The organism is Lactiplantibacillus paraxiangfangensis (assembly GCF_036246185.1).
Taxonomy (GTDB): Bacteria; Bacillota; Bacilli; order Lactobacillales; family Lactobacillaceae; genus Lactiplantibacillus; species Lactiplantibacillus paraxiangfangensis.
Genome location: NZ_BTPW01000004.1, coordinates 46,554 through 68,729, shown reverse-complemented (window position 1 = coordinate 68,729; position 22,176 = coordinate 46,554). Strand labels below are relative to the sequence as shown.

Annotated in this window: 16 protein-coding genes, 1 pseudogene and 2 CRISPR repeat arrays (1 of these 19 cut by a window edge); of the genes and pseudogenes, 3 read left to right on the top strand and 14 right to left on the bottom strand. The window is 42.1% G+C overall.

The genetic code is table 11. From position 1 onward, the window contains the following. Window positions 1–962: a CRISPR direct-repeat array (repeat unit 28 nt; unit sequence GGATCATCCCTACATACGTGGGGAACAC); it reaches 473 nt to the left of the window's first position. Between the two features lie 106 nt (window positions 963–1,068). From cas2e to AAA939_RS02925, 9 genes are all read right to left on the bottom strand, one after another. Continuing rightward, window positions 1,069–1,959 (bottom strand): type I-E CRISPR-associated endoribonuclease Cas2e, encoded by an 891-nt coding sequence (gene cas2e / locus AAA939_RS02965; RefSeq protein ID WP_338208580.1) that lies wholly within the window; start codon window positions 1,957–1,959, stop codon window positions 1,069–1,071. Further along, a complete protein-coding gene (gene cas1e / locus AAA939_RS02960) occupies window positions 1,956–2,909 on the bottom strand; it encodes a type I-E CRISPR-associated endonuclease Cas1e (RefSeq protein WP_338208582.1) in 954 nt (317 codons plus the stop codon). Before cas1e ends, cas2e begins: the two co-directional genes overlap by 4 nt. Window positions 2,910–2,913: 4 nt before the next feature. Next, window positions 2,914–3,588: a type I-E CRISPR-associated protein Cas6/Cse3/CasE gene (gene cas6e, locus AAA939_RS02955; protein WP_338208585.1), complete on the bottom strand. Its 675-nt coding sequence runs from the start codon at window positions 3,586–3,588 to the stop codon at window positions 2,914–2,916. A gap of 12 nt (window positions 3,589–3,600) precedes the next feature. Next, complete coding sequence (cas5e, locus tag AAA939_RS02950) at window positions 3,601–4,302, bottom strand: type I-E CRISPR-associated protein Cas5/CasD (protein WP_338208587.1); 702 nt, start codon at window positions 4,300–4,302, stop codon at window positions 3,601–3,603. Beyond that, window positions 4,283–5,356 carry a type I-E CRISPR-associated protein Cas7/Cse4/CasC gene (gene cas7e, locus AAA939_RS02945; protein ID WP_338208589.1) on the bottom strand — a complete coding sequence of 358 codons (1,074 nt, stop codon included), beginning with the start codon at window positions 5,354–5,356 and terminating at the stop codon, window positions 4,283–4,285. The genes cas5e and cas7e overlap by 20 nt, the downstream gene beginning before the upstream one ends. After that, the gene (casB, locus tag AAA939_RS02940) at window positions 5,349–5,972 is read right to left on the bottom strand and encodes a type I-E CRISPR-associated protein Cse2/CasB (RefSeq protein WP_338208591.1); all 624 of its coding nucleotides are present in this window, start codon (window positions 5,970–5,972) and stop codon (window positions 5,349–5,351) included. Before casB ends, cas7e begins: the two co-directional genes overlap by 8 nt. Beyond that, the gene (locus AAA939_RS02935) at window positions 5,969–7,684 is read right to left on the bottom strand and encodes a type I-E CRISPR-associated protein Cse1/CasA (protein ID WP_338208593.1); all 1,716 of its coding nucleotides are present in this window, start codon (window positions 7,682–7,684) and stop codon (window positions 5,969–5,971) included. The genes casB and AAA939_RS02935 overlap by 4 nt, the downstream gene beginning before the upstream one ends. Then, window positions 7,677–10,439: a CRISPR-associated helicase Cas3' gene (cas3, locus tag AAA939_RS02930; RefSeq protein WP_338230461.1), complete on the bottom strand. Its 2,763-nt coding sequence runs from the start codon at window positions 10,437–10,439 to the stop codon at window positions 7,677–7,679. The genes AAA939_RS02935 and cas3 overlap by 8 nt, the downstream gene beginning before the upstream one ends. Before the next feature lie 425 nt (window positions 10,440–10,864). Further along, a CRISPR array of direct repeats spans window positions 10,865–11,626; the repeat unit is 28 nt; unit sequence GGATCATCCCTACGTATGTGGGGAACAC. A gap of 199 nt (window positions 11,627–11,825) precedes the next feature. Beyond that, window positions 11,826–13,013: a hypothetical protein gene (locus AAA939_RS02925; protein WP_338208597.1), complete on the bottom strand. Its 1,188-nt coding sequence runs from the start codon at window positions 13,011–13,013 to the stop codon at window positions 11,826–11,828. A gap of 1,101 nt (window positions 13,014–14,114) precedes the next feature. Here AAA939_RS02925 and AAA939_RS02920 point away from each other — a divergent pair. Next, window positions 14,115–15,824: a DUF262 domain-containing protein gene (locus AAA939_RS02920; protein WP_338208599.1), complete on the top strand. Its 1,710-nt coding sequence runs from the start codon at window positions 14,115–14,117 to the stop codon at window positions 15,822–15,824. 322 nt (window positions 15,825–16,146) lie between these two features. Continuing rightward, window positions 16,147–16,413, top strand: coding sequence for a hypothetical protein (locus AAA939_RS02915; RefSeq protein ID WP_338208601.1), 267 nt, complete (start codon window positions 16,147–16,149; stop codon window positions 16,411–16,413). Window positions 16,414–16,606: 193 nt separating this feature from the next. Here AAA939_RS02915 and AAA939_RS02910 read toward each other — a convergent pair. Further along, a pseudogene (locus AAA939_RS02910) lies at window positions 16,607–17,318 on the bottom strand (SDR family NAD(P)-dependent oxidoreductase). A 70-nt stretch (window positions 17,319–17,388) separates the two neighbouring features. Between AAA939_RS02910 and AAA939_RS02905 the strand changes: the two are divergent. Then, complete coding sequence (locus AAA939_RS02905) at window positions 17,389–17,769, top strand: MerR family transcriptional regulator (protein ID WP_338208603.1); 381 nt, start codon at window positions 17,389–17,391, stop codon at window positions 17,767–17,769. 57 nt (window positions 17,770–17,826) lie between these two features. Here the strand turns inward: AAA939_RS02905 and rlmH are convergent, their stop codons facing one another. The 4 genes from rlmH to AAA939_RS02885 form a co-directional block, all read right to left on the bottom strand. After that, window positions 17,827–18,306 carry a 23S rRNA (pseudouridine(1915)-N(3))-methyltransferase RlmH gene (gene rlmH, locus AAA939_RS02900; RefSeq protein ID WP_338208605.1) on the bottom strand — a complete coding sequence of 160 codons (480 nt, stop codon included), beginning with the start codon at window positions 18,304–18,306 and terminating at the stop codon, window positions 17,827–17,829. 634 nt (window positions 18,307–18,940) lie between these two features. Continuing rightward, window positions 18,941–20,206 carry a S1C family serine protease gene (locus tag AAA939_RS02895; RefSeq protein WP_338208607.1) on the bottom strand — a complete coding sequence of 422 codons (1,266 nt, stop codon included), beginning with the start codon at window positions 20,204–20,206 and terminating at the stop codon, window positions 18,941–18,943. A 111-nt stretch (window positions 20,207–20,317) separates the two neighbouring features. Next, a complete protein-coding gene (locus AAA939_RS02890; RefSeq protein ID WP_338208609.1) occupies window positions 20,318–21,133 on the bottom strand; it encodes an MBL fold metallo-hydrolase in 816 nt (271 codons plus the stop codon). Between the two features lie 169 nt (window positions 21,134–21,302). Then, window positions 21,303–22,172 carry a two-component system regulatory protein YycI gene (locus AAA939_RS02885; protein WP_338208611.1) on the bottom strand — a complete coding sequence of 290 codons (870 nt, stop codon included), beginning with the start codon at window positions 22,170–22,172 and terminating at the stop codon, window positions 21,303–21,305. Window positions 22,173–22,176 lie beyond the last annotated feature (4 nt).

The window sequence follows — 22,176 nt, the reverse complement described above, 5'->3', positions numbered from 1 at the left end:
AGGAGGAATGCAGAATGGGATCATCCCTACATACGTGGGGAACACGGCTCGAAGCTGTGGAGCAAGCCGTCGACAAAAGGATCATCCCTACATACGTGGGGAACACTGCCTCGGTATCAACGCTCTTTTTTTATTCGCGGGATCATCCCTACATACGTGGGGAACACCCGGCCGGCCCTAAGAAAGGCATGTTTAAGCCAAGGATCATCCCTACATACGTGGGGAACACGCCCAAATGATACTGGTAAGAACGTCGGTTTTAGGATCATCCCTACATACGTGGGGAACACCTCGGTTTCGTCGATTAATTTGAACGAATAGTAGGATCATCCCTACATACGTGGGGAACACCCGTTTAAATTGATAACGTTTAATCGCGCAGCGGGATCATCCCTACATACGTGGGGAACACGCACTGCCGCTGATTCCCTGAGTACCACGGATAGGATCATCCCTACATACGTGGGGAACACATTGAAAACTACATTGCCGGTATTCGGCGCTGGGGATCATCCCTACATACGTGGGGAACACAGTAAAGCCGACTGCGTATAGTGGGCCGTCATAGGATCATCCCTACATACGTGGGGAACACTGACGTCCGTGGGTAGCTAATCCCAAAGGCATGGGATCATCCCTACATACGTGGGGAACACCCAGATTCTTTAGCGAACTCGTCTTGTGAAACGGGATCATCCCTACATACGTGGGGAACACCAGCGATTTCTCACTGTTTTACTTGCTTTGTAAGGATCATCCCTACATACGTGGGGAACACTAAATTATGAGGGTGTTGAATTTCAGATTTACGAGGATCATCCCTACATACGTGGGGAACACCTTGGGATAGTGGTGATGGTCTTAGCAAGATGAGGATCATCCCTACATACGTGGGGAACACATTGGTAGCATTGGCGATGATGTTCGCCGCTTAGGATCATCCCTACATACGTGGGGAACACACTAAACAAATACCGCCATAACAGCATTCTAGATTTACAAAATCTCGAATTTTTATGAGTTTTTGTTTCTAAAATCCCAATCCCATCACCAAATAAACATCCGCTTTTAAATCTTTAACTTTTGAGCTTCAATCAGCTTACTAGCCAAAGCTAAAGTTGCTCGGGCATCCGCTAAAGCATTATGTGGTTTCTCATTAGCTATACCATAGTCGCTTAAAACGGTCTTCAATCGATAGTTATCCAAGAACTCATTCACCCTTTTAACCACGGGCATGACATCGATCATCCGATTAGATAAGTCTTCCTGTCCAACGTTCTTAAAACCGTTAGTCAAAAACATTTCATCAAATCGTAAATTGTACCCAACAACCGGCAAATCTCCCAGAAAATGCTTCAGTTCCTGCAACCCAACACTTAGTTCAACTCCTTGCATTGCCAGTATCTCATCAGTAATCCCTGTCAATTTCGTTATGTTTTCAGGAACTACCTGGGTCGTCTGAATTAACCGATAAAAATCTTCAATCTGCTTATTTTCTAGCTGCTTGACCGCACCAATTGAGATAATCTTGTCTTTAGCTGAATCTAACCCAGTCGTTTCGATATCGATGGCAACGATTGGCTTCTGGACAACCGGTGGTACTTGCTTAGCAACCTTTTGTGTCATCACTTTCGCCTTATGAAACTTCGCCGCATTGCTGAATCCATGCTTAACGGGACCATTTGACTCCTTTAAATGGACCATTAATGGAATACCATCAAAACTAACAACTTCCCGGTCATGACGCGTCGTCCGAAACTGGTAGCCGAGCTCGTTATTTGCGTTATAGACCATCGTTGCTTCACCACGGCCTATATTTTTCAAAATTCGATCCCACAATGAGTCCCTAATACGTGCACTAACGTTACCAACGTAAACTCCCGTTTGGATTTCTTGATACCATTTAGTGAGATCACCGCGCAATGATTTAGGCACTTTTGTCAAAGTAATCACAATCATCGTCGGTCAGCTTCTGAAAGCTCGTGATATTGCACACCAAACTTCTGCAACCCTAATCGGTCATCCCATAAATTAATGGTTTCAACTTCATCATCAGACTCCGCCACACCTAATAATTTTTTTAAATCTTTGACCATTCGGATTAAAAGCTTTCCATTCTTAAAAGCATCGCGCATTGCTAACCGCGTCCGGCTACCAATATCCGGGTCATCCCCGTATTCAGCCACTACCTTAAAGGCGACTGGAATAGAAAATTCCGCCTTGTATAAGTCAGCAAAATCATACACAAATGATAAGTCATGTCCCGTATGCACAAATCCGAGCCCTGGCGAAGCGCCCAGCGCCGAAATAACACTATAACTAAGACCATATAACGCCTGATGAGCGGCAGTTAGCGCCTTATTAATTGGCGTTCCAGCATCAAAGTTATCCGGCGAGTACTCACGACGCTTCCACGGAATTCCGGTCTCCTCAGATTGTTTTTTATAGACCTGTCGTACCCGGGCCCCTTCTTTTCCTCTTAAGACCTGCATCGTCAATCCCGACACATCATCATCTGGGAAACGCATCTGATACATCTGCCGTGCCACTTTCACTCGTGACTGCGTGTTTGAAACCAATTTAGCTTGGGCTTCCAATAGCCGCGATGAATGACTTAGCGGTCGGCCATAAGCATACTGCCGAACCCCGTGTTCACCGACCCAAACCACACCTAGTCCCGACTCTCCAATTAGTTCCATCGCTCGGTGAGTAACATCCACACCTGGCCCGAGCATCAAAACGCTGAGGATTGCCGCCGGTACATAAACGATGCCACGATCGTCCATGACTTGAATAGCACTGTCCTGACGATTTAACTTAGCATGTTCTAAGTATAAAAATGTAATGCGGTCACTTACACGCCCCAACTCGTAACGGTCAGGCTTCTTGGCACCCATCTTCTTATCCATTGCTTCAGTCCTCCGGAATAACCGTCATTAATCCCATTCCAAAAGCTTTTTCCCGGCCAATTCCAGTGACCAATGTCTGACGAAAAGCAACTACATCACTCACGCGTAACAGGCCTTCAAAAGTTACTCGACTAAGCCGAACACCACGACCAACCTTACGATGCAGCGTTGGCCAATCCCGATTCACAATGTCAAAGGCTGGCGTTGCTGATAATTCTGGCTCATCCGCCGACACTTGCTTGATTAATTGAAATCCTAGCTTGTCAGCACGATCCATTAACCACTTACACTGCCGTTCAACAGTGATATGGGGCATTACTCGTCCCTGCTTTTCACCCGGACGAGTAACGGTATGCGTCGGATTGGCCGTCAATCTAAATTGCATCAGTTGGCCATCTTGAATCCGGTCTAAGAATTTGTCATACGACTTCGTAATAGCCGTACCAGGCACACCATACCGTTCTAACAGATCTGAATCAGGCTTAGACTCACTTAGTATCAATAAATAGGTTTTACCTGCAAGGACATCCAGGCGCCATAAATGGCGATGCCGTTCACCCGTTGCGATTTCATCTGGAAAACTCTGTTCGACCCAATTATGGAAAGCACCAAGGTGGGTTAAGTCCTTTGTCTTATACCGATTATTAACATCAACTTGAACTCTTGATAAATAGTACATGTGTCCTCCTTTCTAAAGTCGGTTCATAATATCATGCTGTGTCTCAGGATCATGAACTTGCGCTTTAAGGTCGCTGAGTGCGACTCTTGTTTTGGCCACAGCACGAAAACTGTGACTTCGATGCCGCTGATCAAACGAAACGACGCGATCTTTGACCATGGCCCTCCGCCCATCTGAGATTAAATCCGCATCGGCAATAATCTCAATGGTCTGATACTGAGAGCGACGTTGATACCAATCCGCCGCTTGCCAGGTTAGGTTTCTAAGTACCGCAACTGGGGTGGTGTCCAAAAATTCTTGGATCTTCAGAACCCCCGCAGGTGCATTTGACCGTCGCCCTAAAAATAATGGAAAACGGGGATGACGAAGTGCCACTTTAATCTCATCAATAAATTGCTCATCCGAACTTCCCAACGCAACCACAAAAACGGCATCTTGTAGGTAGTCACGATACGTCACTTTCCGCGTATCCTTTTTCCATTCAACCGTCTGATAGTCAGTCAGCATCTTACCGACTTGGTCAATCCGGACAGCGAAATCTAAGTCATTCAAGGCTAAAATCCGTTCGTCCGTCCGTCGATAACCCAAAGCCGCCGCAACCATCCCAATCACCGCACTTTTAGTTGGGTAATTATTACTTGTCCGCCGGCTAAAAGTTGCTTCATTACCATAGGATTGCAGTGGTGCCGTTAACTTAATCGTTAGTGTCTTCATCCTTAACCACCTTCGATAATGCCGCTGTAACTTGGTCTAGCAGTTCAGTCACGTTGGCAACTTGTTGCCCAACGTTGGACTTATCATGACTCAACACCAAATTTAAAATCGGCTGATCCACATACTGCAATGTATTTTGGTACTCTTCCTCAAGTCGTTTAATTGAAGGCTCAACGTAGCCGGTTCTGGAACTTATAGGATCTTCAAAAGCTGACACTAAGTTAACCGGTGTATCCGTCCGAACCGTGATCATCACGTAACTTGGTAACGTCTTGTTAGCAAATGTATTCTGTTTCCCGTTAGGCATTGAAAGCAAAAATGCTTTGATAAAGGCTGCCGCACCACTAATTGCATCGCTTGCATCTAAGTTCTGAATGAGTTCGTTCATATTTAGGTTAGCGTAGCGGTATAGCGTCGCCGAGTTAAAGTCAATTGTCCCTAACATGGCCGCACCAGTCGTGTCTTCTTTTTGTTCGTCATCTAACGCAGTAAAATAATCGTATTCGGGAACGACTTCATGCGTCGAAATCGCGTGCGCAACTTGCGATGACGCATCGACATTTAGTTCCGGATTATCAGCCACCATCCGGCCAAATAGAGCTAAATCCAGGGATTGATCACCCTTTAAAACCTTCTTGACTTCCTTTTTATCTAACTCTTCATTATCAAGAGCATATTGGGCTAACTTGGCAATCTGGCCACGACTGACAAACAACAAGGCCCCCGTCTCGTTATCCTTGTTTAGCTTAATCCCCGCCAATTTAAAGATTTCATCGACTTTTGTTTGAATAGCATCATCATCTAAAGAACTATCCAAGGCTTTAAACTGTTCTGTTAAGAGCTCCGCAGCTTTTTTCGTCCGACGACCAGTCACAACATTATTATCCTTAAACGAATCACGAATTGCTTTCTTCCAACTTTGAGAAGAAACGCGGGACCGCGTTACGCCACCATATAAGGCCGTTTTTGGAGCGCCCGTGTCATCCCGGTTAATGTTAGATGAAGGTACCGTCTGTAACACGTTCAAATCAACATATAAATTTTGTTTAGTCATTAGTTTGCACTCCTTCTTTTTTATCCGCTTCTGGTTGCGCACTGAAATACTGCTGACCCCAAAGTAACTGTACCTGCATCGCCTGTTCATAGTTCGCCTGCAACCGGTACAAATCCTGCGCTAACCTCGCAAAGTCAATTTTCTGGGCACCATTACGCCCTTTTAAAATCTTATTCAAATGTGAGAGACCATTAATCACACTAGCCGCATTAGTTGTTTCTAAAACGTTTTGTACTCGACCTCCAAATGATTTACTGGTCCCTTCTTTTTGTCGTAATTTTGCCAAGGCTACAAAAAATTGCACCCCTTCTGGTTGCTTACCCTTAGATGAGCCAGATGGGCCATAAACAAACGCTTCTTGTCCTTGTTGATAGTTTGCATAGAGCCGGACCGCAGTGTAAACCGCGACTTCTCCCCTAGTTGGAACCCCATTATGACTAAGCTGTGATCGGTCTAAATTAGCCATCAAAACCGGCCACACTGCTTGCGCACGCTGACTAGTGATTGAAGACGCATGATTTAAACTGCTTAACACCGCCTTATCACGGGTGTCCCCACCATTACGATTCAGTGTCCTAATAATTCGATCCGTTGCCGCTTCAATTTCATATGTCATCCACGATCATCACCTTTCTCCAGATCAAGATGTATCCGTAAGTTATACATCAAATGACTTTTGGCCGTAAAAATATTTAAGGGACCCTTATCCGTCACGATTCCTTTGATATCACGCGATGAGCTTGTCCGCAACACGTCAGACACAGCCTCATTAGTAATTGATTTGAGTTGCACTTTCCACTGACTGATTTTTTCATCCCGGTCATCGTCTCCGGTTAGCCCTTCTAACCACTCCTTGAACGGCTCGTTTAACCGGTCATAGAATTTAGCACTCATGGAAGCAGCAAAGGGACGCACATCTAAATTACGAATTCGACCAATATCGCTTGCGAAGTGATAGTAATCCGTTCCAATTTTCTGGGTTAACTCAATTGCCCTTTCAATTTGGGTTGGCCAATAATCCTCTGGGTCAAATAAGACGTCAGCTTGTATTTGCATATCATCAATCACTTCAATAGCTGGTGCTTGCGACGTCGCGTTACCATCACTGATTAAAGCGGTCGAATTCAAGTTTATCGGCATGTTATAAGCAATCAATTTTTTCTTTTTCAATTCACGTAACCACACAACCAGTCCCGGCTCATGAACGTCATCAGCTTCTCGAATTTTGACATACTGCCCAAAATTGCGCCACATCGCGATTCCCAGTGAACGCAATCCCTTAACTGCTGGTCGATAATTACTAGTTTTTTTGTCATATCGCCAAGTCGTCATGGGTTCAATCGACGCATTATTATTTTCAAACATCGGGAGCCCCGCACTAAAGATTAGTGGTTGTCCTTGTTCGTTCCACTCAATGTGTAAGATTCGTGACCAAGCAGTATACAATTCAGCCAAGTTGTCAGGTAAAATTTGTTGCTTACGTTTTTCAACGTAAGCACCGACCGTTCGATACTCCCAAACTGGCTTTGGTAGTGAATAATCCGCACCCTCTTTGCGAGGGTCAAATAAAACTAGATTCAACATTAACGTTTCAAAAAGATTTTTACCTTTCACAAAAACGGGATTAATTTGATACAACCAACCAGCGGGATTTGAAAACTTTTCCTCCGTCACAACCTTGGTCTTGTCAGTTACACCGGTGAAATTCTGATACGTGATGATCCACCGAACTAATTCATCAATCTGAACTTTATTCTTATCCGCTCCAGACTTGGGTGAAAAAATTGATGGCGTGTTTCCACTTTCAGAAATTTGACGGTTGATTTGTTTCACTGACACTTGACCCTTACCCGCTTCTACCCGCTTATTTGCCGGCACTAGCGCATCGTAATCCTCAGCCGTAGCTTGATAAAATGGCTGAGCACCAAAGAAATCAAACCGGTTCATATGGCGAGTCAAATATTGCGTAACGCTTTTAGAGAAGTGCCCCGCTTGATATAACTCCTGCCACGTTGCCAATAACGTATCTTGGCCTTCATCTTCAAAATCTTCTTGGTCGATAATTAGGGGTGTATTTGGCTGAGTAGGCTCTTCTAGCCAGTCATACTGCTTCCCCTGCGCGTCAACTCGTAAATAAACGGTCGTTAAGATTGCCAATAACAAACGCAAAATGGCTAAATCTTGACTACGCATATCGCCAGTAAGCTGTCGATAATCTTGCGCATGTTCAAATAGCTCACTGAGTGAAACAGCTTTTTCGCGCGCCGACTGTATCTCAATAACTTTGATCCACGAATCCGTAACTAAGTTAAATTCTTGTTTATCCATGATCCTCCTCCTCTATGTAACTAAGACCTAGCTTAGAAGAATAAGTTAATTGCCACCCTTCAAAAGTGGTCGAAAAGTTCTGATCCAACGGTAAGGCTAGGGCCCCTTTCAGCCAGACATTGTTTTGCCAGCCAGCAAAGTAACGACTAGTTAGCGTTTCCAAGTCATTAATCGCTTTGTCAATTTTTTCAGGACAAGGTGTAATGGCTGTCGGAATTCGAATAAGCTGTTGCGCAATTTTTTGGGGATGGACTTCATTCAAATTATGACCATCCAACAGGAAGTTACCGGCATCGGTATGCTGAATAAGAAGAACTTCCAAAGTCTCTTTGATATCACGTACCGCTGCGCTGGCTTTTTGTTCATCGTTACTAACATTAGTTTGACCATGATCTAACCAACCATGGATTGGCTCACCTACCTTCAAATTAGGCCGGTTAATTTGGAATTCACAGGCTTTTTGACGCTCACCATTGCGGTCATCATCAAACTCAGTCCAATATTTGGCTATCCCTGGAACCTTCTCATTCGTTCTAGCATCGTAAACTTGTTGAACAAGTGGTGAAATATCATCTGGCAACGTAATCGTATCCTTCAAGAAGTTGTCGGTCTTCATCAGCAAGTACTGTCCATAGACCGCTTTGCTGCCGCCCTCATATTCAGCGGGTCCTTTAATTCCCATCACAAACACCTGTGGCTGTTGCAGGGCCTTGGGTCGTTCAATATTATGCCGGTGCAAGCGACCTGCCCTCTGTAGGATCAGATCCATCGGTGCAATGTCCGTATACAACACGTCAAAATCAATATCTAACGACTGTTCCAAGACTTGTGTTCCTATCACAATCATCTTATCTGGACGTTTTTGATTTTTTCCAATTGCTTTCTGTAATTCAGTCTCTTGAGCAGTTCGGTCAGTGGCTAAAAACGCGGAGTGCAGCACCATTAATTTAATGTCCTGGGGTACCAACTGCGCTAATTTCTGAGCTCGCTTAACCGTGTTAACAATGATACCTGCAACACCACCCTCACTAATCTGCTGCACGACTTTCGCTATCAGATCATCGTCAGAAACGTCTAAACGCGTTACTTTTACTTGCATTGGCTGCTGGTCACTTTTACCAGGAAAATCCGTAATTTGTTTGATCTGGTTACCATCCACAATACTGAGTAACGGATATGCTTGCGTCTCTTCCCAATCACTCGGTGCCTGTAGTTCTCGCTTGTACTTAATCCCGTATTTACCCCTCAAATAAGCTCGCATTAGCATATTCCGTGTAGCCTTTGGCAAAGTCGCCGATAAAATGACAATTGGTACTTTATAAGCTCCCAACCACTCGATTGCTTTGCAAAGATAGGAATCCATGTAGGCGTCGTAGGCATGGACTTCATCGATAATCACGACTTTGCCACTGAAACCTAAATGCCGTAAAAACAAGTGCTTCTGTTTCAATCCCATTAACAATAGGTTATCGATAGTTCCCACCGTAAACTTTGTTAGAATCGATTTTTTCCCAGAAAACCAGTCGTTAACGACAACGGACCCATCACTTTTATCATCAACATTGGATATGTCAATTGCATTCAGTAGTGATTGATATTCTTGATTAAACTGCGCTTTACTATGCATTAATTTGATTGGGAAATTTTCATCTTGCGTTTGTGCTAGAACATTTAGCCAAGCCTCAACCCGAGTAAACATCGCGTTAGTCGTTGCTTGAGTAGGTAGGCCAAAAAAGACGCCATCGCGACCAGTCGTATAAGCGAGTTGCTCTGCTGCAACTAAGGCAATTTCGGTTTTGCCCAAACCCATGGGAGCTTCCACAATCACCATGCCTGGATCAGTCGCTTCCCCAATCATTTGCGTCATTATTTTTTGAACTGGACGTGGTTCAAGCTTAAAACGGTCCCAATACGCATTAGCTAAGTTCACCTTTTGTGGGTTCCATTTCCCGCCTAAATTCCAGGCACCAATGGCTTGTTTAAACCGCTTGGTTGTATTATCACACCCAGACTGCTCTATACTAATTAATGGAAAAAGCGGGACGGCTTGCTTCTGGCTCAAATACTCACTAGAGGCTAACCAGTCAGCCATAATGAGTAATCCTTCCAGTATGACCGCTTGGGGCTGATTGATATCAGGTATTTCACTAGCAGCTTGATAACCAGACAAAGTCAGTCCATATTGAAATAACTCCTTTTGGACTTGTTTCCACGGCCTTTGTTCGTCAATATTTTTATCATGTTGGTAATAATTAGCGGTATAATTTTTAATTTGCCTTACAGGACTTTCGCTTTCTGGTTTACCATGGTGACCACCAATAATGGCATCGATTGACTCTGGCACTTTTAAGTCCTCAATAATTGCCTCACCAGCACGTGCATGTGGTGACTTACTGGAAGATGCTAAGTGCACTTCATCAAATTTAACAAATCCATTCCGGGTTAGTTGTGTTTTTAGCTGATCATCTAGTTCCGTATCATTATCATATGACGCTTTGCCTTGGAAAGCTGGAGTAGCCTTCCCAATATCATGGACGAAACCGACAAATTTAACTAACTTTTGCGTTTCTTCTTCCGATAACTTCCCCATAAGAATCTGCTTCTGCCCGTCACATAGCCACTGATTGAATAACCAGTTGATTGTATTTTGTGTATCTATCAAGTGGGTGATTAGTGGTAGCCAATATTGCTGACCATCTTCCGAACGTTTTTTTGCCCATAAAGACATTGCCTGCTTGGATAAAGTTATTGCCATTGTTTTTTTACCTAACCTTCCATAAGCTTTGCGGCCTAACGTATGATGCTTGCTTTCGAAATTCAAGATTCATTGAAACCTTTCAGCAAACCATTATCAAAATCTGGAAAAACGTATTGTATGTTACTCCTTTGTTTAGGATTATTTTTAAACTGATACTAGCCTTAAAATGAAAACCTTTTACCTTAATAATTACGTAATTCAACCAGAAAAACGTCTCTCTAGATACTTTTAGAATTTGTTCAAAGCGTTTTTAATTTTTGCTGGCAAGACTTCCTTCTCCAAAAGACAAGGATCATTGTTCTATAGTAGAAATTCATAGTACATACAGAACATAGTCGTAGTGACATTGTGAGTGTCTCAAAATCATCCCTACATTATGTGGGGAATACCAATTTTCTGGGTTAGCTCAATCGTTTCTTCATGGATCATCCCTACGTATGTGGGGAACACTGAAAGTCCTGATACTCTTGCTTAGTCTGCTTTAGGATCATCCCTACGTATGTGGGGAACACCAAATGCAATAAGTTAAAGATTACGAAGAGGGGGGATCATCCCTACGTATGTGGGGAACACCACAAAACAGCGCTTGCTTTTGATGGTTGTACAGGATCATCCCTACGTATGTGGGGAACACTGGAAAGATTTCTGGAATGGCATTGATGATTGGGGATCATCCCTACGTATGTGGGGAACACTCAAATTAAATTTTTTCTTTTTTATAAACCTAGGGATCATCCCTACGTATGTGGGGAACACAAAGTCGTTCAAACGATGACTGATAATCTTGACAGGATCATCCCTACGTATGTGGGGAACACCATTACTTTCGGCACACGCTCATATGATTGATGGGATCATCCCTACGTATGTGGGGAACACCTGGCTTAACGGTTGTACGTGATCCTACCTTGGGGATCATCCCTACGTATGTGGGGAACACTTTACCCTTGGAAATTTGGAGACAACTTACCAGGGATCATCCCTACGTATGTGGGGAACACTACTGTTTATTTATCGGCGACACGGTTGGCTAAGGATCATCCCTACGTATGTGGGGAACACTCGAACGCACGCAAATTGTTTATATTTTGTTAGGGATCATCCCTACGTATGTGGGGAACACTAGCTTGTGAACATTCTCAAGCCAACTTTCTAAGGATCATCCCTACGTATGTGGGGAACACACTAAAGAAATGCTGATATATCAACATTTCCGATTTGCAAAATCACAATTTTTTATTAGTTTTAATCTTTATTTGGAAATCATGTTTACGGGACACATTAGCAAATGATTTTTCATTACTAGAGTCCCAGCGCAATTAGTACGTCGTTCATTTTACCAAGCCGAGAACTCCCCCCCTTTCATTCAATTACATAGTCATATCAAAAATCCTCGGTTGGTACTTCAGTAAATCCCAATTCCGAGACTTGCATGATTGGATTATATAACACTTCACTAACCTCACTTTGTCCCAAGTAATAATTTCGTGTCCAAGCCTTCACCTTCCAACCTTCTGCTAGAGCACGTTCTCCACTTTTCTCAAGACCTGAAACAACTGAATTAGCCGCGTGACTTTTAGAAATATTCCGATTTTCTGTATACCACTGCAATGCATTTGCAACCGCACGATATGTAAAACTATTAATCTGTCCTACCGAGAATCGTTCCAGTAGCTGATTCAGAACCATTTTAGTCTTATCACCAACGTTGAAATCAAATCCTACTGCACTCATCCTATATAATAAGAATTCTTCAGCTTCTGATTCTGCTATCTGCTTCCATAATTGATAAGTTTCATATTTATCATCCAAGAATAGCTGTCTATCTGGGTACATTAGCCTGTTAATTAAACTACTTTCATCATCCTCGGTAGCAACTAATATTTGATAGCTTACTTGGGTCAAATAATATTGATTAGGAAAGTCTTCTTCTGTAAACGCTGATATTTTGCTAACACTTGCAGGCACAATTATCCCTCGTGCAATTAAATGCTGAAGAATCTCAGCAGAAAAATCAGATGTAGGTGCCAGTTTTGCTGCCGATGAACTTAACGGGGCAATAAATACTTGGTCTTCATCCATAAACCCTCTTATTAACGCCGAAAGGTATATTCGATCCCTCAACGATAACTTTTCTTCTTTAACTAATTTAAAATTTTCACGTTTATACGCTTCTCTTATCTTAGCCTTTTTTTCATGAAGCTCATTTTCTCTCTTTAACTTACAATTGTCACAATCACAATCTGGTTCATCCACATGTCCGCACAAAGGGCAAAATAAGGTCTCACCATAGCCCTGAAGAAACACCTCAAAATTAGTTTTTGATGGCATTTTTACTCTGAAGCTACTACCATCGTATGGACACTTCTTTTTCATCTCCACACATGGAAAATTCTTGTACAGTTTTGATGGAATAGTATTCAAATTAAAATTTTCGATTAACTTCGTCGCTGACAATTTATTCGAATAATACGCTTTCATTATTTTTATGATGGTAGCTTTGTCAACCTTCTGAAACACACTTCCAATTGTGTCAAAATCAAGCTTCACTTCATCAACATCGATACTCAAACAATCACCTTCACATAGCTTAACTTATTTAATGGCATCTCTTACAAACAATTACAATTGCATACCAATCAACTACCCGTTACTTAGCCTTTTTCACAAGAAAATCATCCCCGCCTCACGCAGGGAACACACTTAGACGTCTCAAAAAATCCTCTATCCCACCGGATCATCCTCTTGAAAACATAAAAAGGATCACAATTTTTAAACGTGGGTTAGAGTATCAATCGCCTAACTAGCACAAGTATAATCGCTGATTGACCACTTTTCAATAGTAATTTCTGCAATAATCTGTTTTACCTGATTACAAGTAGCACATCAAAGCAGAAAACTTTCATCACAACGAAAAAAGTGAACCAGCTACACGTGGACAAAATAGTTTAATTAGCATAGATAACCCCACCTAATCGCATCAGACTCTGATACGACTAGGTGGGGTTAATATTCTATTATTCTGACGACAACATAAAATGCTCATGCTGTCCGAATATCCATTTATCGTCAAGGTTCTTGATCCTAACCAGCAAGGATTCAAATTCCGTACCCATCCTAAATTGCGTCTGATTTGCGTCCGACCACTTATCTTTTCCTACACTAAATTAGAAATTTTTAAATGGCGAAACTATTTTCAACCAATCATCAAATACTTCCACTTTCACATTTGAATAAAGCCAATAGTCACGATGTGCTAATTAACAATTGCTTTACGAATTACTACTATGGGTAATCTCAACACTCTGATCGTTGGCCTTTCCCCGTAATCAGAACCTGACTGCGATTCACAAGATCCAAATAATTAAAAACATCATCAATTTGTTTAGTAATAGCCTTACTGAATTCACGTTTATCTCTGAAAGCTATAACGTCTATGCCTTCGTAGCTTAAAGCTTTTACACCACAGGGGTTTTGATCACTAACCAGTAAAGCAGCATCATTATAATGACCATCATTAATTTGTTTCAGAGCATTTTTATTGAAATCAACGTTTAAATCCTCAAAATCACATAAATTTATCCGCGAGTTATTTCTGATATTTGACTATCAATGGAAAGTGATATACGTTGAAAGCATCTTCTAATACTAAAATAAGGATGGTTATTACTAGTGAGCTATACAGAACTTGTAAAATCAGAAACACAGAGTTTAGATACTTATTTAAAATTAAATGTTGATAGAACCTTTCTAATCCCTTTTTCCCAAAGAAATTATGAATGGGGAAAACCAGAAGTTGAACGTTTATTTAATGACTTAACTTCTCTATACAGTAGCAATAAAGAATACCATATGCTTAACTTTTTCACTCTTTACCACGACGACAATAATAATTTAAGAATTTTTGACGGCCAACAAAGAACCGTAACCTGCATGCTAATTTTAGCAGTTATTGCTCAGAACCTACTAAAACAGGGGGATAAAGATGCCGCTAAACAAATCAGACAATCCTTTTTTGTTCAACACGATGCACTACGAACCAATAGTAAAATCCAAAAGAAATTAGCTTTCGACTCCGACGCTGATAATACTTTTTTTTACAGAGTTACTGATAATAAATTTAATTATATTATCAACAACTCAGAAGAGTTAAACAGCAATCAAAAAGCAATTTACTACAATCTACTTTATATCAACCATCTTTTTGAGGTGTTTTCAAATACCTACAAAGATCTTGACTTAACAAAACTAGCAGGTTTCATTCTAGATAAGACTTTACTAGTTGAGTTCGATGCATACAAAGAAGATATTGCATTAAATATGTTTGAATCACTTAATAATACTGGTAAAAATATTGAAAAGTATTATGTCTTAAAAAATGATATGGTTAAATGTTTAGGTGAGTCCGTGGTTAAGCCAAAGTGGAAGGAAATTGATTCAGCTCTAAGTGGATTAAATCATAAAAGCTTCTTAATCGCTACGGCTACTCTGTTCAAAGGAAAAACAAGTGAAAATAAAATATTAGAACATCTCTATTCAGGCAAAGATGTCAATGATAAGACTGACATGGATCAGTTGCTAGAACTATTACTACAAGCTTCAAAATGTTTTCTGAAAATATGTAACGAAAATCAAATGACAGATAGCAACAATAGGGACCTATCAAAATATAAGGATTACGTTAACACAATACATTTATTTAGTATGAAACAACATCGTCCCATTATCTTAGCGATGCTACTCCGAAAAAAAGGCTTAAAAGAAGTCAATGCTGTCCTAAAAGCAATTATTGAATTAACAATTAAAAACTTTTACTTTGGTGAACAGAAAGCTAACACTATTGAAACAAAGTTTGCAACCTATGCAAAAGGGGTCTACTCGTCTGAGCTAGATATTGATTCTTTAATCAAACAGATTAGAAATTTATGTATTTCTGATAACCAATTGATAGAATCCATCAAACAAAAACAATTTCCCCAAAATAATTCAAAAATTTCCTTTATCTTACGAAGTGTGTACAATTACGAATATCGTAACAATGAATTAGAAGTAAGTAGTTCTGGTAATGACGTTGAGCATATTTTACCTCAGACTCCGAAGGAAGATAGCCAATGGTTAAAATGGTATCCCGAAGAAGAAGAACGTAATAAATACACTTACAATATAGGTAACTTAACGCTTTGGCATAGTAAAGATAATCGCAGTGCCAAGAATGCCGAATTTAATGACAAAAGTAAAAAGTACGCTCAAAGTGGTCTTAAAGAAAATCGTAATATTTCTAAAAATGATAAATGGACTAGTTCAGAAATACGAAATAGAGCTGAACACATGGCTAACATAATTTGTACTATTTTTAATGAAGATTACGCCAAGATCGAATGACAATTTGTACAGTAAAGGCCCGGATACCCCGGGCCTTTACTGTACAAATCACCAATTGAAATGCAACTTCATAAATTCCAAGTGTCTAACATGTGGATACTTTTTTTGCCCCATTTACGGATACGGCGAAGCGTATCAGACAACTCCGCGATAATTTAACACATCAGCCTCGCTGAAGGCTCTAACAGGAGTACCCGAGTCCATCCCTTCAGGAACTAAGTATTCCCATCGACTCCGCGTATTGTTTGACATCTCTAAGACACAATGTACACTTATACACTACTGGTCTACCCAAAAAAATTAATAGTGAGGTAATTTCATCATGTCCAATCCAAACTTCGTATCTTATCCAGCCGTCTTTAGCCAAGTCGGCCACTCTATCACCGTAATTTTCCCTGATATCCTTGAACTATCAGTATCTGGTGAAAGTTATGCGGAAGCTATCGTCAATGCCACTGCTTCGCTAAAACATTACCTTGAAAAAAATAGTAACTCAACTCTAGCAAGCAAACCAGAATCACTCAAACATATGCGTGCTAGCTTTCCTGAGGATCTTGTGCAACTTGTAGCTGTCGAATTAAGAAACTAGACTGATTGCACATACACAGTTCATATCTAAGCGGGTATCATCCGGCATTTAAAAGTAATCTCCTCGTAAAAAATCACGAGGAGATTACTTTTGCTTTGGCTTGAAGTTGTTAAAACACCTTGTCTATAATATTGATTGTTTCCTTCTAGAGATGCCTTTATCTTCTTAGTTTTTCGTACTTACTTTGAGCAGGTTACCAAGGTACGATACCATCAATATCTGAAAATGTTCCAGAATCGGTTAACGCATCCGAAGTGGCCAATTCCACAGTCCGCGCCACACCCACTTGCACGGTCCGATTACCGCCACCACCACCAAAACTGGTGTCTACCCAACCAGGATTGACGGCGTTTACCGTGACAGGCGTTCCCTCAAGTTCAGCAGCGAGTTTGATGGTGAACATATTGACCGCTGCCTTAGAAGCCTGATAGCCAGATGCTTGTAGCTTGTGAATGCTGGTACTGGCATCGCTGGCCAGAGTCAATGACCCCACTGCACTGGAAATATTGATAATCCGGCCAGCCGGCGCTGCCTTCAAAAGTGGTAAGAAGACCTGTGTGACGTCGATCAAGCCAAAATAATTCACGTTAAAATCTTTCCGAATTGCGTCTAATGACAGTTCTGACGGCTTAGCCTCATGATCAACGGCAATACCCGCATTATTGATTAAAATATCTAAATTAGCGGTGATACTTTCTTTCGCGGCAACAATCGACTCATGATCGGTCACGTCTAATTGCACTGCCTGAGCTTGAACACCAGCAGCCTTGAGCTGTGCAACAGCGGCCTGTCCACGAGCTAAATTCCTAGAACCAACATAGATATATTGGCCTCAAACCAAGTTCTAGGGCTAATTCGTAACCCATCCCACGATCAGCACCAGTAATTAATGTATTGATAGTCATATCCATAGCTCCCTTTTCTGTTATGATGGACCTACTATATCAACCTAACGTAACGGGAGGTCAAGCCAAAATGGATAATAATCAATTGATGCGGATCGGTGAATTTGCAAAAGCCGCTAATGTCACTATTCGAACAGTCAGATATTACTTAGAATGTGGCTTATTACCACCAGAAAAGCGCAATGAAAATAATCAACGGATTTTTAATGATGAAGACCTACACTGGATAACTAATTTACATTATTTGCGAGAAGCTGGTATGTCAATTGTTGAATTACAATACTACACCACCTTAGTACGTGAAGGCGATAGCAGCTTACCTCAACGAATTGAATTAATGCGCGAACAGCGTAAGCAAGTCATTGCTTCGATTGCTGATAAGCAGGAACAGCTGAAAGTGATTGATCATAAGATTGAGCGGTATTTAGCTGGAGACAGTACGGTGATGTGAGCAACATAAGTAAACAGGCCTCGAAATCATCGAGGCCTGTTTACTTATCGTATTGTGTTACTTGTGATACGGACTCCCAATATTAATCATGAATGCCCGATAAACCTGTTCCGACAGCACTAACCGCATCAACTGGTGTGGCAGCGTGAAACGGCCAAACGAAATCTGAGTATCCGCCCGCTTTAACACCTCTGGATCTAAACCAAGCGACCCACCAATCACAAAATCAATATCGCTGTGACCATACGTCGTCAACTTATCAATTTCCGCCGCGAACTCTTCACTTGTGCGTTCCTTTCCCTTAATCGCCAAGGCGTACACGTAATCGCGGTCCTTGATTTTTTCCAGAATTCGCTGGCCTTCCTTTTCCATCACGTTAGCCATCTCTGCGTTACTTAATGACTCCGGCGCCTTTTCATCCGGAACCTCGACAATTTGGAATTTTGCGAATTTACTCATTCTTTTCGCATATTCCGCAATCCCCTGTTTAAAATATTTTTCCTTCAATTTACCCACACAGATAATTTTGATGTTCATAATTTACCACCTTTACACAAGTTATGCACATGGTTATCCACAGGTGCATAACTCACTATTCTATATATTGTGTTGAACGTGTGTTTGCCACAATATTTATTTGCACCTAGTTTGTCAAGCCATCTCCGACTTATCCACAGTTATCCACCGCAACATTTGTTCGCCGGTTTCGGTTACAAATCCCATTATATCAGGTATCTGCTCACCAAAAAACTTTTTTTATAAATTTAATCCACAGGTACCATTTTCATCTGTGGATAACTTTTGAACAAGCCAAATTCCCATGGTTGCGCCTGTTAATAAACGCTCATTAATTTTAGCAGATTTTATCCCCGAAGTTATACACATTTTACGTCCATCATAAAACTTGCAAAAAATGGTCGCTTGTAGCTCGTCTATTTTCGTTCGGCTTTTAAATTTAAGTTGGCGGTTTCATCCCCAATTTCGCCTTTATTTGAAACCTTATTCTTCGGTTTTTCCTAAATTCACTCCAACGCACCGTTATAACTTGCCTCGCCACCTCGACCAATCAAGCTTTCTCCCACTCACCACGGCATCTCAAAACTAGACCAGTCGCAAAAAAAGCGCACCTGAATGTTAAAAACACTCAGGTGCGCTTATGAAAATCTCATTTTTAGTTGCTCTGTTTACTTAACGCTTTGGTAGTTTCGGTCAACTTCATGTTCGTTGTCTTGAGTTTCCCGTTATGATAATACTTTACACTAACCGTATCGTTTACAGAATGGGCGTACAAGGCCGTCCGCAAGGTTGCTAAGCTCGTAACCTTCTTACCACCCAGCTCGGTGATCACATCGTACTTGCTAATCCCCGCAGCCTTCGCTGGCGAACCGGAGTAGGTCTTCATAATAACGACCCCGCTCTCCACGCTAGTCGGTAATTTTAAGACCGACTTGCGGTCACTCTGCGAGATGTTAGACAAGTTGTACGTTGCCACACCTAACGCGGGCCGGACCACTTCACCGTTTTTCACCAATTCATTGATGATCTTTACGACTTCGTTACTTGGAATGGCAAAGCCCATCCCTTCAACGCTAGTCCCAGAACTGTCAGAAGACAGCTTCATCGAGTTGATCCCGACGACTTGACCAGCCAAGTTAAAGAGCGGCCCACCGGAGTTCCCAGGGTTAATCGCCGTATCCGTTTGAATAACAGTGGCGTAACCGGTCTGTTGTCCCGACGTATTCGTCGTCGCAACGGTCCGTTTCTTAGCGGAAATAATCCCTTCCGTTAAGGTCGTCGCGTAGTTTGAACCTAGTGGCGATCCAATGGCTAAGGCCGTTTCACCGACTTCAATACTATCGGAGTTCCCGAAGCTTGCCGTCTTCGTTACCTTAGAAGAGTTGATCTTCAAAACGGCTAAGTCGGTAACGGAATCGGTCCCGACGATTTTCGCCGTTAATTTAGTGCCATCACTCATAATGACCCGCACCGCGTTGGATCCACTCACCACGTGATTATTCGTGACGATGTAAGCGGCGTTACCGCTCGTCTTGTAGATCAGTCCAGAACCTTCGCTGTACTCTTGTAACTTACTGTTCGAGCTTGAGCTGGAACTAGACCCATCACTGTCGGACGATCCATCGTCACCACCCAGAATACCGCTCCAACCACTAGAAGTACTCTGTTTTTGTAAATTAATAACTGAAACCACCGCAGCTTTGTTATTCTTGTAAACCTTAGTGGCTTGCGAACTAACGTTAACTTTGACGTTAGTCGTGGAAGTTGAACCCGACTTATTTGAGCCGGTCGGTACGCTAGTTGTTGAAGTAGCGACGTTATTACTTTGGAGATAATTAATCCCGCCATACGCCGCACCACCACCGATTAACCCGGCGACAAGTGCGGTTACTGCAACTTTGATCAATGATTTATTGGCCATAATGACGCGTCGAAACGCGATCCCTCCCTACTAGTACTGATTTTAATTCTATTTTAGCTAACAATTATGATTTTTCTATGACTGAATATTAGTGTAAATATTAAATCAGTATTATAGTGTCACCAGTTTAGTCGCTTGTTCAGGGTCAGTATCGTAAAGTTGGAAATCATGTTCGACCCCAAAATCGTGTTCTTTCATCATTGACGCCACCGTTAAGTGGGCCAATGACTTCATATTATTATCCTGACTCCGGTGTCCTAAGTAAATTCGCTTGGTACGTCGGCCAATGACGTCCATCAACGCGTTGGCGCCGTCTTCATTGGACAAATGCCCCTCATCGCCTAAAATGCGTTGCTTGAGCGGCCATGGATAACGTCCCATGCGCAACATTTCCAAATCATGATTGCATTCAAACAGGTAACCATCAGCGTCACTGATGACCCCTTCAACATGTTCAGAAACATAACCAGTATCCGTAATAATCACAAACGATTTACCGGCATGGTGAAGTTCATAAAACTGTGGTTCAGCCGCATCGTGTGACACACTGAAAGATTCAATGTCGAGGTCGCCGAGACCCAGCGTTGTATCCGGATCAAAAACGTGACGCAACTCAGGTGGTACCTTACCAATTCGGTTGGCCATGGCGTCCCAGGTTCCCTGGTTCGCATAGACGTCTAACCCGTATTTGCGCGCTAAGATGCCCGCCGAATGGCAATGGTCCGTGTGTTCATGTGTGACAAATAGACTGTCGACTTCATTGATATCGCGTCCAATTGACTGCATTAAATTGGCAATTTTTTTACCGCTTAACCCTGCGTCAACTAGGACTTTATGTTCGGGCGTCTCAATATACGTGACATTGCCGGTACTCCCGGACGCCAGAACGCTCACTTTCATTTCATCTGTTGCTAACTTTAATACCATTATTAGGTTCTTCCCATCTCTGAAATCCGCTACTATCTTTACATGATACACGCTTTTCACAGTGTTGAAAAGCAAGCGCCCCGCTAGCCACCGTATTATAAAATTGGTTATAACTCAATATTACTGGGCGCTAAAAAGGACCGTGACCACCGTCACAGTCCTTTTGCTTTTAATATTCTGAGTTCCAAACCATACCCGTTGCCGTTTCGATTGCGGCGGTCTCGTTCTCCGTCGAACTAGCCGCACTCGCACTCTTCATCGACGCCCCCGTAAAGGCGTTGATCCGGTGCAAACTGACATTGGAACTATTTTTACTTCGAACCGCAAAGATCCACGTTGGCACGTACACGCTACTATCTTTTAACTTCAATAATCGCGAGTAACCTAAGCGTCCCCAGACAATGCGTGAGTTATTGGAGACCTGGTTATATTGGTACAACGCCACCATGGCCTTCTTTTCACTGATTGTCACGGCCTTTTCACGCAACGTCTTCACGTTGTTCACGTAACTCTGCGTATAACCAGTCAACTGATTATTTTTATTAACAAATAGGTGGATCTGACCAGTTCCCGTCAGAATTTCACCATCGGCAACTTTCTGGACAAAAACGTGATCTCCGCTAGATGACAGCGACGCGTCGTACACGTACTCATCACCATGAATAATGTTTGACGGCTGCTTCATAAACATCGTTAAATCGGATTTCATATTATCCGTACTCATCGATCTGGCCGTTCGCAACGTGCTAGTCAATTTACCGACACTTTGCATCCGGACGTTCTGTTCAGTTAGCTGACTTAGGTGCTGCTTCAGCCCACTTTCATTGTTACCGGCAATATAGTAGCCGGTACCTTCCTTCGTGTCCGGATTTTTAAAACTAATATTATCCGCGCGCATCTCACTAATAATGGTCGTCGCCGTATCACTGGATGACTTCGTTGACGTGGTCGAACTCGTTTGCACGAACATGAACACTAAGAACGCATCCAGCACCACAAACGCGGCTAAGAAAATCCACTCAATTCTCCGAAAATTCATGCGT

Coding starts and splice junctions, on each gene's coding strand:
- cas2e (WP_338208580.1), bottom strand. CDS start 1,959: ATGATTGTGATTACTTTGACAAAAGTGCCTAAATCATTGCGCGGTGAT.
- cas1e (WP_338208582.1), bottom strand. CDS start 2,909: ATGGATAAGAAGATGGGTGCCAAGAAGCCTGACCGTTACGAGTTGGGG.
- cas6e (WP_338208585.1), bottom strand. CDS start 3,588: ATGTACTATTTATCAAGAGTTCAAGTTGATGTTAATAATCGGTATAAG.
- cas5e (WP_338208587.1), bottom strand. CDS start 4,302: ATGAAGACACTAACGATTAAGTTAACGGCACCACTGCAATCCTATGGT.
- cas7e (WP_338208589.1), bottom strand. CDS start 5,356: ATGACTAAACAAAATTTATATGTTGATTTGAACGTGTTACAGACGGTA.
- casB (WP_338208591.1), bottom strand. CDS start 5,972: ATGACATATGAAATTGAAGCGGCAACGGATCGAATTATTAGGACACTG.
- AAA939_RS02935 (WP_338208593.1), bottom strand. CDS start 7,684: ATGGATAAACAAGAATTTAACTTAGTTACGGATTCGTGGATCAAAGTT.
- cas3 (WP_338230461.1), bottom strand. CDS start 10,439: ATGGCAATAACTTTATCCAAGCAGGCAATGTCTTTATGGGCAAAAAAA.
- AAA939_RS02915 (WP_338208601.1), top strand. CDS start 16,147: ATGTCCAATCCAAACTTCGTATCTTATCCAGCCGTCTTTAGCCAAGTC.
- AAA939_RS02905 (WP_338208603.1), top strand. CDS start 17,389: ATGGATAATAATCAATTGATGCGGATCGGTGAATTTGCAAAAGCCGCT.
- rlmH (WP_338208605.1), bottom strand. CDS start 18,306: ATGAACATCAAAATTATCTGTGTGGGTAAATTGAAGGAAAAATATTTT.
- AAA939_RS02895 (WP_338208607.1), bottom strand. CDS start 20,206: ATGGCCAATAAATCATTGATCAAAGTTGCAGTAACCGCACTTGTCGCC.
- AAA939_RS02890 (WP_338208609.1), bottom strand. CDS start 21,133: ATGGTATTAAAGTTAGCAACAGATGAAATGAAAGTGAGCGTTCTGGCG.
- AAA939_RS02885 (WP_338208611.1), bottom strand. CDS start 22,172: ATGAATTTTCGGAGAATTGAGTGGATTTTCTTAGCCGCGTTTGTGGTG.